The sequence below is a fragment of the Actinotalea sp. JY-7885 genome (assembly GCF_014525465.1).
In the GTDB taxonomy this organism is placed as follows: domain Bacteria; phylum Actinomycetota; class Actinomycetes; order Actinomycetales; family Cellulomonadaceae; genus Actinotalea.
Window position 1 is genome coordinate 1 of sequence record NZ_JACEXH010000087.1, and the last position, 14,747, is coordinate 14,747.

Sequence of the window (14,747 nt, forward strand, 5' to 3'; positions counted from 1 at the left end):
GAGGAGCCGGGCGAGGCCGCGCAGGCCGCGCGCCGCGGCGATCAGGACGGCGGCGACGGCGACGAGCACCGGGCCCGCCCGCAGCCACCCGCCCGTCGTCGGGCGGTCCATCCCCATGAGCGTGGCGAGGTCGCGCTGCCACGGCACCGCGACGACGAGCATGACGACCAGGGCGGCCGGCACCAGCACCAGGGCGAGCCACCGTCCCTCCGGCAGCCAGGCCGGCGCCGCGCCGCGCACGCGTGCCGAGATCGCCGGCCAGCGCCGGGAGCGGCGCAGGAGCCAGTGCGCCGCGACGCCGAGCGCGTAGCCCGCGCCCGCCGACAGCCCCGAGACGACGCCCTGGAACAGCCAGTCGCGCGGGATCAGCGACGGCGTCATCGCGAGCATCGCGAAGGCGGTGCCGAGCGTGAGCCCCAGGGGGTCCAGGTGCGGGCCGGGACGGCGCGCGCGGGGCGCCGGGCGTGGGCCCGGCGCCCCCCACGCGTCGGTCAGGCGCTCTCCTGGAAGACGGCGCGGAGGTTGGCCTCCTCCTCGCCCGAGAGGTTGGTCTCGATGAGCTCGCCGACCACGCCCTGCTCGCGCAGCTGCTCGTGGACCCGGTCGAGCACCGCGCTCCCGGTCAGCACGAACAGGGCCGACGTGCCCGGCGTGACCTTCTGCCGCACGGACTCGATGAAGTCGTCGTTGATGCCGACGTCGGTCAGCGCGCCGGCGATCGCGCCGGCGGCGGCCCCGATGACGGCACCGATGAGCGGTACCAGGAAGATGACTCCGAAGAGCAGTCCCCAGAAGGTGCCCCCGAGCGTGCCGACCGCCGTGGTGTTGGTCGCCTGTCGGGTCTTGGGCTTCTTCTTGCCCTCTTCCCACGAGACCGTGGCAGCGTCCTCGATCTCGATGAGGTGCTGCTTCTGGAGGTCGAAGAGCGCCGCCTCCGCGCGCTCCGCGCCCTCGGGAGTGTCGAACTTCCAAACCGTGAGTGTTGCCACGCCGTGCCTCCCCCTGCTCAGTGCACCGACGTCCGGTGCACGCCGTCGTACCCGGTCCTCATGACCATAACCGCGGTGGCGCCCGGGGCAAGGGGTGGCGGTTCCGGGGGTCGGGCGGGCGGGGCAGGTGCCGGCGCGCGGGACTAACATCGCGAGGCGTGGCCGCCCGCGTTCTCCTCGTCGACGACGTCCCGGAGCTGCGCCGGCTCGTCGCCCTGGAGCTGCGCCTGCGCGGCGGCTTCGAGGTGGTCGGCGAGGCCGGGGACGGCGCGCAGGCCGTGGACCTGGCGCGCGCGGAGCAGCCCGACCTGATCGTGCTCGACCTGGGCCTGCCGCACCTCGAGGGCGCCGAGGTCCTCACGCTCCTGCGCGAGGTGGCTCCGCGGGCCAAGGTGGCCGTCTTCACGGGCCTCACGGCGTCCGAGGGGGAGGCGCTGCGCGGGCGGGTCGAGGGCTACGTGCCGAAGGACGCCGACGTCGCGGCGCTCGTCGACCTCCTGGCCGACCTCGGCCGCACCGAGCAGCGCGCGGCCGTCCTCGCGCTGGCGCCCGGCGCCGGCACGCTGGCCCGGGCGCGCGACTTCGTGCGGTTCCACGCCGGACGCTGGGGCTGGCAGGGCGACCTGTACGAGGCCGAGCTCGTCGTGCGGGAGCTCGTCGACAACGCGCTGCGCCACTCGACGACGCCGCCCACCCTGCGCCTCAGTCTCACGGCGGACGGCCTGCGGGTCGAGGTCGACGACGACGCCGACGGGGCGCCCGAGCCCCGCTGGGCCGGCGACTGGAGCGGCCTGTCCTACGTCTCGCTCATCGCGCAGGGGTGGGGCGTGCGTCCGGGGGAGGGCGGCCGCAAGGTCGTGTGGGCCCGACTGACGCCCGGCGTCGCGGCGTGAGCCCGCGCACCATCGGCGTCGTCGACGACGCCCCGGAGCTGCGGTCCCTGCTGCGCCTGCGCCTGCGCCTCACCGGCGCCTTCACGGTGGTCGCCGAGGGCGGCACCGGGCACGACGCGGTCGCGATCGCGCGGGACCTGCGCCCGGACCTGCTCCTGCTCGACGTCTCGATGCCGGGCATGGGCGGGCTCGACGCGATCCGGCCGGTGCTCGAGGCGTCACCGGGCACGCGCGTGGTCCTGTACTCCGGGTTCTCGGAGGAGGGCCTGGAGTCCCGTGCGCTCGCGCTGGGGGCGACCGCCTTCCTGCAGAAGTCGGCCGACGTCGACGAGCTCCTCGACGCCCTCGTCGCCCTGGCCGGCGAGCCGGCCCGCCCGGCCGACGGGCCCGCGGCCGGGCCAGACCCGGAGCACGCATCGGCGGGCGACGCGGAGCGCATCCTCGGCGAGCACGTGGAGAGCTTCCGGGCCGTGTTCGACCAGGCCGCCATCGGGATCGGCACCCTGACCCTGACCGGCCAGATCGTGCGCGCGAACCCGGCGCTCGCCGAGCTGCTGGCGACGCCGCCGCTCTCCGCCGTCGGCCTCGCCCTGCAGGACGTCGTGCCGCCGGGGGACCGCGACGGCGTCGCCCTCGCCCTGGCGACGGCGCTGCGCGAGGGCGCCGCCCAGGTCGAGCACCGCCTCGCGGGGACGGACCGCCTCGTGACGTCGACCCTCGCGGCCGTGCGGGACTCGCAGCAGCGCCCCCTCTACCTCCTGCTGCAGAGCCAGGACATCGACGCGCAGCGCACGGCCGAGCGAGCACTCGTGGCGAGCGAGGAGCGCTTCCGGCTGCTCGTGGACAGCGTGGTGGACTACGCCATCTTCATGCTCGACCCGCAGGGCCGGATCGCGACCTGGAACCGCGGCGCGGAGCGGCTCAAGGGCTACCGGGCCGACGAGATCGTCGGGCGGCACTTCCGCACGTTCTACACGCTCGACGCGCAGACCTCGCGCCACCCCGAGGCGGAGCTCGCGGCCGCGACGCACGAGGGCCGCTACCAGGAGGAGGGGTGGCGCATCCGCAAGGACGGCACCCGCTTCTGGGCCAACGTCACGATCACCGCGCTGCGGGGCCCGGGCGGCGAGCTCCTCGGCTTCGCCAAGGTGACGCGGGACGTCACCGCCCAACGCCGGGCCTCGCTCGACCTCGAGCGCTCGGCCAGCGAGCTCGCGGACGCGAACACCGAGCTCACGGAGGCGAACCTGCGGCTGGGCGCCGCCGCGGAGGAGCGCGCCCACATCCTCGCCGTGACGGCCCACGAGCTGCGGAGCCCGATCGCGGTCGTGGCGGGAGCTGCGAGCACGCTCCATCGCCGCTGGGGCCGGCTCGAGGAGGACGAGCGCACCCAGCTCCTGGCGAGCGTCGAGTCGAGCGCCGAGCAGATGCGGCGCATGCTCAACGAGCTGCTGCTGGCGACGCGGCTGGACGCGGGCGCGGTGCAGCCGACGCTGGTCCCCGTCCGCCTGCGCCCCCACCTGGAGCGCGCCGTCGCGCGCCTGGGCGACGTCGTCCCCGGTGCCGGGGGAGCGGTGGGCCCGGTGGCGGTGGACTGCCCCGACGACCTCGAGGTGCGCACCGACCCGGAGCGGCTGGAGCAGATCGTGGAGAACTACCTCACCAACGCCGCGCGGTACGGGGCGCCCCCCGTGCGCGTGGTCGCGCGCGCCGACGGCGACGCGGTCGCGCTGGCGGTCGAGGACCACGGGCCCGGCGTGCCCGACGCTCTCCTGCCGCACCTGTTCGACGAGATGTTCCTGCGGGGCGCCAGCCGTCGCGGCACGGGCCTGGGCCTGTACATCGTGCGCCGGCTCGCCCGGGCGCTGGGCGGGGACGCCTGGCACGAGCGTGACGGCGCCGTCACGCGGTTCGGCGCCCACGTGCCCCGGGCCTAGCGCACCGCCCGGTGCCGCGTTGGCCCGCCGGGGCGCGGACCGCGTAGCGTGCGTCATCCGGCCGACGACGGGGGGACGCGTGACGACGGTGGACCCCGGCGTGCCCGCGCCGGTGCGACGGGCCGACGCCTCCCCGGGCGAGGAGGAGCGGCAGCGCGAGTGCGCCGCCGAGCCGATCCACCGCCCGGGAGCGATCCAGCCCCACGGGGCGCTGGTCGCGGTGGACCCCGCCACGGGCCTCGTGGTGCAGGTCAGCGCGGGCACCACCGTCCTGGGGCGCGACCCGCAGGAGCTGCTCGGGGGTCCGCTCGCGGCGCTCGTCGGCGAGCCCCACGCCGCGGCGCTGCTCGCGGGGGTCGCGCCGCGGCCCGCGTCGGACGGTCCCGGCGAGCGTCCCGGTGACGCGGACACGGACCCGCTGCCCGTCGAGGTGGCGGGGCGGACCTTCGACGCCATCGCCCACCGGTCGGTCGACGGGCTCGGGATCATCGAGCTCGAGCCGTCCGACGGCGCCCCGGACCGGTGGCTCTCGACCCTGCACTCGTCGATCCAGCGGCTCTCGCGCAGCGCGAGCGTCGGCGAGCTGCGGCAGGAGGCGGCGCGGACCGTGCGCCGGCTCACGGGCTTCGACCGCGTCATGGTCTACCACTTCCACCCCGACGAGCACGGTGAGGTGGTCGCCGAGGACAAGGCCGACCACCTGGAGCCCTACCTCGGCCTGCACTACCCGGCGTCCGACATCCCCGCGCAGGCCAGGGCGGTGTACACGAGCCGGCTCTCCCGCACCATCCCGGACCGGGACTACACGCCCGCGCCGCTGGTGCCGGCCCTCAACCCGCTCACCGGCGCCCCGACGGACCTCACCCGGTCCGAGCTGCGCAGCGTCTCCCCGCACCACCTGGAGTTCCTGCGGAACATGGGGGTGGCGGCGACCCTGTCGATCTCGCTGGTCCACGAGGGTCGCCTCGTCGGCATGATCTCGTGCAACAACGACACCCCGCGGCACGTGACCTACGCGCTCCGCCGCGGCTGCGAGATCCTCGGTCAGCAGGTGACGCTGCAGTCCAGCGCCCTGGCGGAGACCCGTCGTCTCGAGCGCCGCCTCGAGCTCCAGGCGGTGCGGGCGCGGCTCGCCGACCAGTTCGGCGCCGCCGACGACGTCGCCGCGGCGCTCGTCGCGCGTCAGGTCACGCTGGCCGACGTGGTGCGGGCCGAGGGCGTCGTCGTGCGGCTGGACGGCCGGACCGCCACCCTCGGCGACACCCCCGACGAGGCGACCGTGGATGCGCTGCTGGCCGCGCTCGGACCGGTCAGTGACGCCTTCGTGACGTCCACCCTCGCGGCCGACAGGCCGGACCTCGCCACGCTGTTGCCCGGCGTCGCCGGGCTGGTCGTCGTGCCCGTCGGGGACGACGGCGACGTGCTCGCCTGGTTCCGGCCCGCCTTCGGGCAGGTCGTCGAGTGGCTGGGGGACCAGGGCGCCGGCAACCGTGCGACGCCCCTGTCGCCGCGCAGCAGCTTCAACCGCTGGCGCGAGACCGTGACCGACCGGGCGATGGGCTGGGACGAGCTCGACCTGGCGGAGGCCGTGGCGCTGCGCGACGTGCTCGTACGGCACCTCGCCCAGCTGCGGGCGCGCCGCGCCGCCTCGCGGGCCGTCCTGACCGCGCACGTCACGAGCCGGCTCGCCGAGACGCTCGACGCGCAGGAGGCGGTCGCGCGACTCGCGCGCCTGGTCGTGCCCGAGCTGGCGGACTGGTGCATCGTGAGCCTCGTCGAGGACGACCACCCGGGCGGGCGGCGCGTGCTGCGCGACGTCGGCTCGTGGCACCACGACCCCGCGGTGCGCCCGCGGGTCGAGCGGTACGCCGAGGTGCGCCGCGACGCGCTGCGCTCGGACTCGTTCGTGCGCCGCGCGCTCGACTCGGGCGAGGTCATCGTGGTCGAGCGCGACGCCGTGGACCAGATCCGGGCCGTGCTGCGGCCCGGTGAGGCGCTCGACCTGCTGCTCGAGCTGGCCCCGGAGGCGGTCGTGGTGCTGCCGCTGCGGGCGCGCAACCGGACGGTCGGGCTGATCAGCCTGTACACCGGCCGGGGCGGGCGCACGACACCCGAGCAGGTCGCGACCGCCCAGGAGGTCGCCGGACGCGCGGGGCTCGCGCTGGACAACGCGCGGCTCTACCACGAGCAGCTGCTCCTGGCCGAGGGCCTGCAGCGCTCGCTCCTCACCGAGCCGCCGCACGTCCAGGGCCTGTCCGTCGCGGTGCGCTACACCCCGGCGGCGGAGGCCGCGAAGGTCGGCGGCGACTGGTACGACGCCTTCCTCCAGCCGGGTGGCGCCCTGAACGTCGTGATCGGCGACGTGACGGGTCACGACGTCATCGCGGCGGCCGCCATGGGTCAGCTCCGCTCGCTCGTGCGCGGGATCGCCGCCACGACCGACGCGGGCCCCGCCGAGGTGCTGCGTCGCGTCGACCGGGCGATCGACACGCTCCGCGTCGAGACGCTGGCGACCGCCGTCGTCGTGCGCATCGAGCGGCTGCCCGGCGGCGGCGCGCGGGCCTGCTGGTCCAACGCGGGCCATCCCGGGTTGGTCGTCGTGCTGCCGGACGGGACGGTCCACGCGCCGGTCGTGCGGCCCGACCTCGTCCTGGGCGTGCTCGCCGGCACCGACCGCCACGAGCACTCGCTCGAGCTGCCCGAGGGTGCCGTGCTCGTCCTCTACACGGACGGCCTGGTCGAGCGCCGGGGCGAGCGCCTGCAGGACGGCCTGGCGCGGCTGCAGGCGGTGCTCGCCCGGCTCCCGCACGACGACGTCGAGACGCTGTGCGACGACCTGCTGGATGCGATGCTGCCCGAGCGCGGGGACGACGACGTCGCCATCGTCGCCGTGCGCATCGGGGGCTGAGCCCGCCGCCAGCGGGCAGCCTCGCGGTTCAGGCGGAGACGAGCAGCTCCTCGCGCCGCGCGGGCGCGAGCGCCGTGACCGTCGCGTCCGCCGGGGCCATGGCCACGAGGACCTCGATCCCGGCCTCGTCGACCACCAGGACGGCGCCCTGGCCGCAGTCGCACACGTGGTCCAGGCCGCCCTCGTCGAAGTAGACGCAGATGTGGGTGCTGGTGCTCATGCCGCGACGGTAACCAGACGCACCGACACGACCCGGCGCCGACACGCCCACCACCCTCCTCGCGACCCGTCGCGGCCCGCCGGATCGCCCGCTGGCGCGCTCGTGGCGCGACATCGACGCGGTGCGCCGCCGGGTCGGCGGCGGGGTCAGCGGCGGGCCACGTCCACGGCCAGGGCGCGGTGGTCCGAGAGGCCGGTGTCCATCGCCCAGCCCGGCGCGACCGCCTCGAGCGGGCCGTCGACCAGGATGTGGTCGAGCTGGCGCTGCGGCTCCGCGACGGGGAAGGTCGGGGCGCTCGCGAGCGACCGCCAGCCCGAGACCCGCGCGGGCCGGTCGGCCTCGAGGTTGAGGTCGCCCATGACGACGACAGGGCGTGGCTCCTGGCGCAGCAGGCGCACGAGGCGCCGCAGCTGGTGGCCGTTCCAGCCCGGGATGAACGTCAGGTGCGTCGCGACCACCGTCACCGGCCCGCCGGGTGCGTCCACGACCGCGCCCACGGCCGCGCGCGGCTCGTCCCGCACCAGCGTCGGGCGGCGGCGGTCGGGGAAGACGACGGGGACCCGGCCGCGCAGCGCCGGCAGGGCCATCGCGCGCCACGACAGCACGGGGTAGCGACTGAGCAGCGCGATCCCGTAACCCGCCGTGTTGGGCTGCAGCTCGCCCGTCGCCGCCGACCACAGCTCCGGCGTGCCCGCGAGCGTCGCCACGAAGCGGTGCTCGGGCGCGCCCATCGCCTCGGCCGCGACGGCGGTCAGGTCCGCGCCGTGCGACCGCGGCTGGTCGCGGTCGACCTCCTGCAGGGCCAGCACGTCCGCGTCGAGCTCCGCGACGGCTCGCGCGAACCGGCCCACGTCGACCGTGTCGTCGACGAGCGAGTGGCCGTGCAGGATGTTGAAGGTGGCGAGGCGCATCGCCACGATCCTGCCGCTCGTGGTGCGGGCCCGCACGCCGTCGTGTACACCCGACGCATGCTCGACAACTCCGCCCGCGAGGCCCTCCAGGACGGCCTGCGCAAGACGGCCGTCGCCCTCGGCCAGGCCGACATCCCCTACGCGCTGTGCGGCACGTACGCCGCCTGGGCCCGGGGCGCACCCGAGCCGCTGCACGACGCCGACTTCGTCATCCGGGAGGAGGACGTCGAGCGGGCGCGCACCGCGGTGGAGGAGGCCGGCCTCGAGCTGCGCGACCCGGCCGAGGACTGGCTGTTCAAGGCCTACAACGACGGGCAGCTCGTGGACATCCTCTTCCGGATGGTCGGGGAGCCGGTCTCCCAGGAGGTCTTCGACCGCTGCGACGTGCTCGAGGTCCTGGCCGTGCGGATGCCCGTGCTGAGCGCCACGGACCTCATGTCCACCAAGCTGCGCGTGCTGCACGAGCACTACTGCGACTACGCGCGGCTGCTGCCGGTCGCGCGGGCGCTGCGCGAGCAGGTGGACTGGGACCTGGTGCGTCGCGAGTGCGCCGACAACCCGTTCGCGCGCAACTTCCTCAACCTGCTCGTCGACCTGGCCATCGTCGAGGCGCCCTGACCCGCTGCGTGGGTGTGCCCCAGGTCACACGCCGCGTTCATCTCCTCGTCACACGGTGCGCTTACGGTCGAACTACCCGATCCGGACAAACGACCCCTACGCCTTGGAGCACCGTCGTCGTCAGCGTCGCCGTCGATCTCCCCACCCGCCCCCTCGGGGCGAGTGCCGTCGACGAGGAGATGCCATGTCCACGACCGACCTCGACCGGCTCCTGCGGGAGCCCCGCCGCACGGAGGGCGCCCACGGCCGCCCGCTGCGCTCGGAGAACGCCGCCGCGCAGTCCCCGTCCCTCATGCTGCTCGTCCTGCTGGCCAGCGCCGGCATCGTCGTCTACGCCGTCTTCCTGCTGAACCCCGCGCACCGCGGTGACCTGGTGCCGTACGTGATGGTCATGGTCGCCGAGACGATCCTGGTGACCCACGCGCTCCTGTCCATGTGGACGGTCCTGTCGGCCGGCTACAACCCGCGCGGCTTCTCCTTCCACCACGCGCAGGAGCGGCTGTTCGACATCCCGGCCATCCTGCGGGCCGGGGCGGACGACGACCCCACGCGGTGGGACCTGTACCTCGGGGACCGCGTGGTCGAGGTCGACGTCTTCATCACGACCTACGGCGAGGACCTCGCGACCATCCGCCGCACCGTCACGGCCGCGCGCGACATCGAGGGCCGCCACGCGACGTGGGTCCTCGACGACGGCCGCTCCGACGAGGTCCGCGACCTCGCCGCCGAGCTCGGCGTGCGCTACGTCCGGCGCCTGTCCGGCGGCGGGGCCAAGGCCGGCAACATCAACCACGCGCTCACGCTCGCGCGCGGCGAGTTCTTCGTCGTGCTGGACGCCGACTTCGTGCCGCTGCCGGCGTTCCTGCGCGAGACGCTCCCGTTCTTCGCGTCCGAGGACGTCGCGTTCGTCCAGACCCCCCAGACCTACGGCAACCTGCACAACCTGATCTCGCGCGGGGCCGGCTACATGCAGGCGGTCTTCTACCGCTACGTCCAGCCCGGCCGGAACCGCTTCAACTCGGCCTTCTGCGTGGGCACCAACGTGGTCTTCCGCCGGGCCGCGATCGACCACATCGGCGGCATGTACTCCGACTCGAAGTCCGAGGACGTCTGGACGTCCCTGCTGCTGCACGAGCGCGGCTGGCGCACCGTCTACATCCCCGTGACGCTCGCCGTCGGCGACACCCCCGAGACCATCGAGGCCTACACCAAGCAGCAGCTGCGGTGGGCGACGGGCGGCTTCGAGATCATGCTCACCCACAACCCGCTGTCACGTCGTCGGAGCCTCACGCTCGACCAGCGCCTGCAGTACACGGTGACGGCCACGCACTACCTCACGGGCATCTGCCCGCTCCTGCTGCTGCTCGTGCCGCCGATGCACATCTTCTTCGACCTCAGCCCGATGGACATGGACATCTCCGCCGGCGCCTGGGTCCTGTACTACGGCGGCTTCTACCTCATGCAGATCGTGCTCGCGTTCTACACGCTCGGCTCGTTCCGCTGGGAGGTCCTCATGCTCGCGTCCGCGTCGTTCCCGATCTACACGCGCGCCCTGGTCAACGCGGCGCTCCGCCGGGAGCAGCGGTGGCACGTCACGGGCAGCAAGCGCCGGGCGACGACGCCGTTCGCCTTCATCGTGCCGCAGGTGCTGTTCTTCGTGTTCCTGCTGCTGACCTCCGTGGTCGGCGCCTGGAAGGACGTGACCGGGGGGACGTTCAGCCTGGCCCTGGCGTGGAACACGACCAACGCGCTCATCCTCGGCTCCTTCGTCGTCACCGCCTGGCGCGAGCACGTGGCGCTCGGCCGCACGAGCCGCCACGCCGAGCTCCGGCCGGCGGCACCGCCGCCCGCGGCGGCGCCACCCCGCACCGTGGTCGCCGTCCCGGCGGTCCTGGACGCAGCGGGTGCCGCGTGACCTGGGGGGCGCGGCTGCGCCTGCTCGTGGGCCTGGTGCTCGTGCTCGCGCTCGCGGCCTGGCTGACCATCCACCTCAACGACCGCCGCGGCGAGGCCACCAGCACGTCGGCCTCGATCCACACCCGGACGTACGACGTCGGCTCGTCCTACGCGGGGCTCGTCGTCACGCAGGAGGTCGAGGTGGGCGACGCGGTGACCCAGGGCCAGCCGCTGTTCGTCGTGGACAGCGCCGCGCTGCGGCACGACCTGCTCATCGGCCTGGTCTCCCCGGACGTCCCGGGCTCCGGCATCGCCGCGGACGGCACGCTGACGGTGACGGCGGCGGCCGACGGCGTCGTCTCCGAGCTGGCGGCCTCGCGCGGCACCTTCGTGCAGGCCGGCACCCGGATGGCGACCGTCGACACGGACGGCACGCTGACCGTGCAGGCGGAGTTCACCCTGACCCCGGAGCAGTTCGCGCGGGTCGAGGACCGTGCGCCCGTGAGCATCCGGCTGCCCGACGGCACGACCCTCGACGGCAGCGTGGACGAGGTCGACGCCACCACCGCGGCCGGGCAGGCCCAGGCGGTGGTGACCGTCGCCAGCGCCGGCCTGGTCCGTGGCGACGCCGACGGCCTCGTGGCGCCGGGCACGCCGGTGACCGCCGTGCTGACCCTCGACAACGACGGTCTCGTCTCGACCGTCGCCGAGAGCGTCGAGCGCGAGGTCGGCGAGCTCGTCACCCGGTGGTGGCCGTGAGGCGCCGCACGGTCGCCGCGGCCGTGGTGGGCGTGACGCTCGGGGTCGGCGCCGTGACGGGTGTCGCGCTCGGTCTCGCGCGGGACCCGGACGCCGGCCCCGGCGAGGGCGGCGCATCGACCCCGAGCGCCCCCGTCCCCGACAGCACCCTGGCCGCACCGCCCGACGACCTGGACGCCCTCGTGGCGGCCGTGGGGCAGTCCTCGCCCGGGGACCTCGGGCCGATGCGCCTCGCGCCCGACCTCCTGCCGCCGACCAACCGCTGGTTCAGCGGCCTGGTCTTCGGCGACCAGCCCCAGCCCGTCTTCGCGCTGCCCGTCTCCTTCGGCCTGACCGACGAGGGGTTCGCGCTCGGGGCACCCGTGCCCGTCGCGAGCCCGCACGCGGTCGTCGGGCCGCACGTGCCGGCGGTCGAGGTCTCGGCCGGCACGTCCGGCGCGCGCGTGAGCGCCTACGACGCGGCACGGGTCGAGATCGCCCTCCTCGGTGACGACGGCGAGCCGCGCGCCACCGTGACGCTCGCCCAGGGCTCGCCCTTCGTCACGGTCACCGCGCTCGCGGACGTCCGGCTCACCACGCCGGTGCCCTTCGAGGGCGACGAGGGTGCGCTGGTGGCCACGACCGAGGCCGGTGGCACGCGCGAGTGGGGGCTCGTCACCGACGGCGCCTGGGACGACGGCGTGGACCTCGCGACCGGCGAGACGGCGACGTTCTACCCGCTGCCCGACGACGCCGACCGCTCCGCGCTCGAGACGCTCGCCGAGGCGGCCGCCGACCCGCTCCTGCGGGTCGACCTGACGCAGGGCGTCGCGGCGGGCTCGGCGCGCACCACCCTGACCTACCGCACCGCGGACGGCGTCGCGGGCGCCGTCGTCGCGATGCCGCACCACCGGACGTGGGCCGCGCAGGGGGAGGGCGACTGCGGCCTCGGGACGTACCCGAGCGTGTACGGGACGCTCGAGCTCTGCGCGGGCGGCGAGCTGACGACGGTCGTCCCGGCGCTCACCGAGGCCGCGACGCTGGACCTGTCGGACGTCGACGAGGCCACGCGTGAGGCGCTGCGCGAGCAGCTCGCGGCGGACGTCGCGGCGACCCCGCCGTACCCCTCGGACTCCTACTTCGGCGGCAAGGCCCTGCACCGCTCGGCCGTGCTCGTCCAGCTCGGGCGCCAGCTCGGGGCCGACGACGTCGTGGCACCGCTCGTCGAGCGCGTGACCGAGGGGCTGCGCGAGTGGGCCGACCCGGACGGCTGCGCGGAGCGCGAGGCCCGGTGCGTGGTCTACGACCCCGTGGCCCGCGGCGTCGTCGGGCTCACCACGAACTTCGGCTCGGAGGAGTTCAACGACCACCACTTCCACTACGGCTACCTCCTGGCCGCGGCGGGCATCATGGCCGCGGACGACCCGGACCTCGCCGCCGACCTCGCGCCGGTGATGGACCTGCTCGCTGAGGACATCGCCGCGGGGCAGGACACGGAGTGGTTCCCGCGGCTGCGGGTGTTCGACGCCTACCGCGGGCACTCGTGGGCCTCGGGCACGGTGCCGTTCGCGGACGGCAACAACCAGGAGTCGACATCGGAGGCCGTCGCGGCGTGGAACGGCCTCGCGCTGTGGGGCGCGGCCGCGGGACGCGAGGACCTCGTGACGCAGGCGCGCTGGCTGCTGTCGGTGGAGGCGGCGACCGCCCGCACCTACTGGACCGAGCCCGACCTCACCGACCCGGCCCTCGAGGGGTTCGAGGACGCGATGTTCTCGCTCGGGTGGGGGGCCAAGCGCGACCACGCCACGTGGTTCAGCGCGGAGCCGAACGCGATCCTCGGGATCCAGCTCATCCCGCCCTCCCCGGTGGACGGTGTGCTGGCCGCGGATGAGGAGCGCGTGCGGCAGACGGTCGGGCAGGCGACGGCGAACGGGTTCGACGTCCAGTTCGGCGACCTGCTGCTCATGTACCTCGCGCTCGTGGACCCCGACGCGGCGCGCACGGCCGCGCAGACCCTCCCGGCGGAGCGGATCGACGACGGCAACTCGCGCACCTACCTGGAGGCCTGGCTCGCGGCACCGCCGGCGCGCGCGAGCGGGTGAGGGGGCGGCCATGGTCGGCGCCGCTAGGGTGCCGACCATGGCCCTCGTCGACGTCGCGGGGCAGCGCCGCGACCTCGGGGCGCTCCTGCGCAGCCGCACGCCCCTCGTCGTCATCGAGACGCGCGACGAGGACCGTGCCCGCGCCGTGGTCCGCGAGCTCGCGCGGGCCGCGGTGCCGGCGAAGCCCGTCTTCGAGTGGGTGGTCACCGAGGGGCTGCGCCGCGTCGACGTCGACCTCGGCGCGCCACAGCGGTTCCTCACCGGGCCGGAGAGCGTGCTGCAGTTCGTCCGCGACGGCATGCCGGCCGTGTACGTGCTGCTCGACTTCCACCCGTACCTGCAGGACCCGGTCACCGTCCGGCTGCTCAAGGACCTGTGCCAGGGCGCGGCGGCGGCGTCGCGCACCGTGGTGCTGATCAGCCACGAGGTCGACCTGCCGCCGGAGCTCGAGCACCTCGCGGCCAGGCTCGGGCTCGCGTTCCCGACCCGCGAGGAGCGGCGCGCGATCGTCGACGAGGTGGCGCGCGAGTGGGCCGCGGCCCACAGCGCCCTGGTGCGCGCCGACGAGACGTCGATCGCGCTGCTCGTCGAGAACCTCGCGGGCCTGTCGTTCGGCGACGTCCGCCGCCTCGCACGCGCGGCCGTGCACGACGACGGCGCCATCACCGCGAGCGACGTGCCGGCGGTGATGCGCGCCAAGTACGACCTGCTCGCGCAGGACGGCGTCCTGACCTTCGAGTACGAGACCGCCGGCGCCGGCGACCTCGCAGGGCTGGACCGGCTCAAGGAGTGGCTCGCGCGACGCCGCCCGGCGTTCGACGGCTCCGCGGCCGGGCTCGAACCGCCGCGCGGGGTCCTGCTGCTCGGCGTCCAGGGGTGCGGCAAGAGCCTCGCCGCCAAGGTCGCCGCGGGCGTCTTCGGCGTGCCCCTGCTGCGCCTGGACCTCGGTGCCATCGGCGACAAGTACGTCGGCGAGTCCGAGCGGCGCCTGCGCGAGAGCCTCGCGACGGCCGACGTCATGTCGCCGTGCGTGGTGTGGGTCGACGAGATCGAGAAGGGCCTTGCGACGTCCGACGGCGACACCGGGACGTCGCAGCGCGTGCTCGGCACCTTCCTCACGTGGCTCGCCGAGCGCCGCTCGCGCGTCTTCCTCGTCGCGACCGCGAACGACATCTCCCGGCTGCCGCCCGAGCTCATGCGCAAGGGACGCTTCGACGAGATCTTCTTCGTCGACCTGCCCGACGCCGCCGCGCGCGCCCAGGTGCTGCGCCTGCACGCCGCGCGGCGCGAGGTCGTCCTGAGCGACGCCGACGTCGCGGACCTCGTGGCCGCGTCCGACGGGTTCTCGGGGGCGGAGATCGAGCAGGCGGTCGTCGCGGCCGCGTACGCGGCGCACGCCGAGGCGTCGCCGTCGTCCGGCGGTGCGGCCCTCGTCCAGGCGCGGCACGTGGCCGACGAGCTGCGGGCCACGCGGCCGCTCAGCGTCGTCATGGCCGAGCAGGTCGCCGCCCTGCGGGCCTGGGCCGCGGGCCGGA

Annotated in this window: 12 protein-coding genes; 8 read left to right on the forward strand and 4 right to left on the reverse strand. The window is 75.1% G+C overall.

Going from position 1 to position 14,747, the window contains the following annotated elements:
- Together IDM29_RS09605 and IDM29_RS09610 are read right to left on the reverse strand one after the other, a co-directional pair.
- Positions 1-381: alpha/beta-hydrolase N-terminal domain-containing protein (locus IDM29_RS09605; RefSeq protein WP_304518672.1), on the reverse strand; the 381-nt coding region annotated here is incomplete at its 3' end.
- Positions 382-491: 110 nt separating this feature from the next.
- Positions 492-989, reverse strand: coding sequence for a DUF1269 domain-containing protein (locus IDM29_RS09610; protein ID WP_182112927.1), 498 nt, complete (start codon positions 987-989; stop codon positions 492-494).
- 158 nt (positions 990-1,147) lie between these two features.
- On the opposite strand from IDM29_RS09610, the gene IDM29_RS09615 reads away from it, so the two are divergent.
- The 3 genes from IDM29_RS09615 (at position 1,148) to IDM29_RS09625 (ending at position 6,727) form a co-directional block, all read left to right on the forward strand.
- Complete coding sequence (locus IDM29_RS09615) at positions 1,148-1,882, forward strand: response regulator (protein ID WP_182112928.1); 735 nt, start codon at positions 1,148-1,150, stop codon at positions 1,880-1,882.
- Complete coding sequence (locus IDM29_RS09620) at positions 1,879-3,819, forward strand: PAS domain S-box protein (RefSeq protein WP_182112929.1); 1,941 nt, start codon at positions 1,879-1,881, stop codon at positions 3,817-3,819. Before IDM29_RS09615 ends, IDM29_RS09620 begins: the two co-directional genes overlap by 4 nt.
- Before the next feature lie 79 nt (positions 3,820-3,898).
- Positions 3,899-6,727 carry a SpoIIE family protein phosphatase gene (locus IDM29_RS09625; protein ID WP_182112930.1) on the forward strand — a complete coding sequence of 943 codons (2,829 nt, stop codon included), beginning with the start codon at positions 3,899-3,901 and terminating at the stop codon, positions 6,725-6,727.
- Between the two features lie 28 nt (positions 6,728-6,755).
- Here IDM29_RS09625 and IDM29_RS09630 read toward each other — a convergent pair whose 3' ends face one another.
- The gene (locus IDM29_RS09630; protein WP_182112931.1) at positions 6,756-6,947 is read right to left on the reverse strand and encodes a hypothetical protein; all 192 of its coding nucleotides are present in this window, start codon (positions 6,945-6,947) and stop codon (positions 6,756-6,758) included.
- A gap of 146 nt (positions 6,948-7,093) precedes the next feature.
- On the reverse strand, positions 7,094-7,858 hold the full coding sequence (locus tag IDM29_RS09635; RefSeq protein WP_182112932.1) for an endonuclease/exonuclease/phosphatase family protein: 765 nt from the start codon (positions 7,856-7,858) through the stop codon (positions 7,094-7,096).
- Positions 7,859-7,915: 57 nt separating this feature from the next.
- On the opposite strand from IDM29_RS09635, the gene IDM29_RS09640 reads away from it, so the two are divergent.
- The 5 genes from IDM29_RS09640 to IDM29_RS09660 all read left to right on the forward strand — a co-directional run.
- Positions 7,916-8,476 carry a hypothetical protein gene (locus IDM29_RS09640; RefSeq protein ID WP_182112933.1) on the forward strand — a complete coding sequence of 187 codons (561 nt, stop codon included), beginning with the start codon at positions 7,916-7,918 and terminating at the stop codon, positions 8,474-8,476.
- Positions 8,477-8,660: 184 nt separating this feature from the next.
- Positions 8,661-10,391, forward strand: coding sequence for a glycosyltransferase (locus IDM29_RS09645; RefSeq protein WP_182112934.1), 1,731 nt, complete (start codon positions 8,661-8,663; stop codon positions 10,389-10,391).
- Positions 10,388-11,131 (forward strand): HlyD family efflux transporter periplasmic adaptor subunit, encoded by a 744-nt coding sequence (locus IDM29_RS09650; RefSeq protein ID WP_182112935.1) that lies wholly within the window; start codon positions 10,388-10,390, stop codon positions 11,129-11,131. Before IDM29_RS09645 ends, IDM29_RS09650 begins: the two co-directional genes overlap by 4 nt.
- A complete protein-coding gene (locus IDM29_RS17680; RefSeq protein ID WP_182112936.1) occupies positions 11,128-13,212 on the forward strand; it encodes a glycosyl hydrolase in 2,085 nt (694 codons plus the stop codon). Before IDM29_RS09650 ends, IDM29_RS17680 begins: the two co-directional genes overlap by 4 nt.
- 37 nt (positions 13,213-13,249) lie before the next feature.
- Positions 13,250-14,747: AAA family ATPase (locus tag IDM29_RS09660; RefSeq protein ID WP_188037466.1), on the forward strand; the 1,498-nt coding region annotated here is incomplete at its 3' end.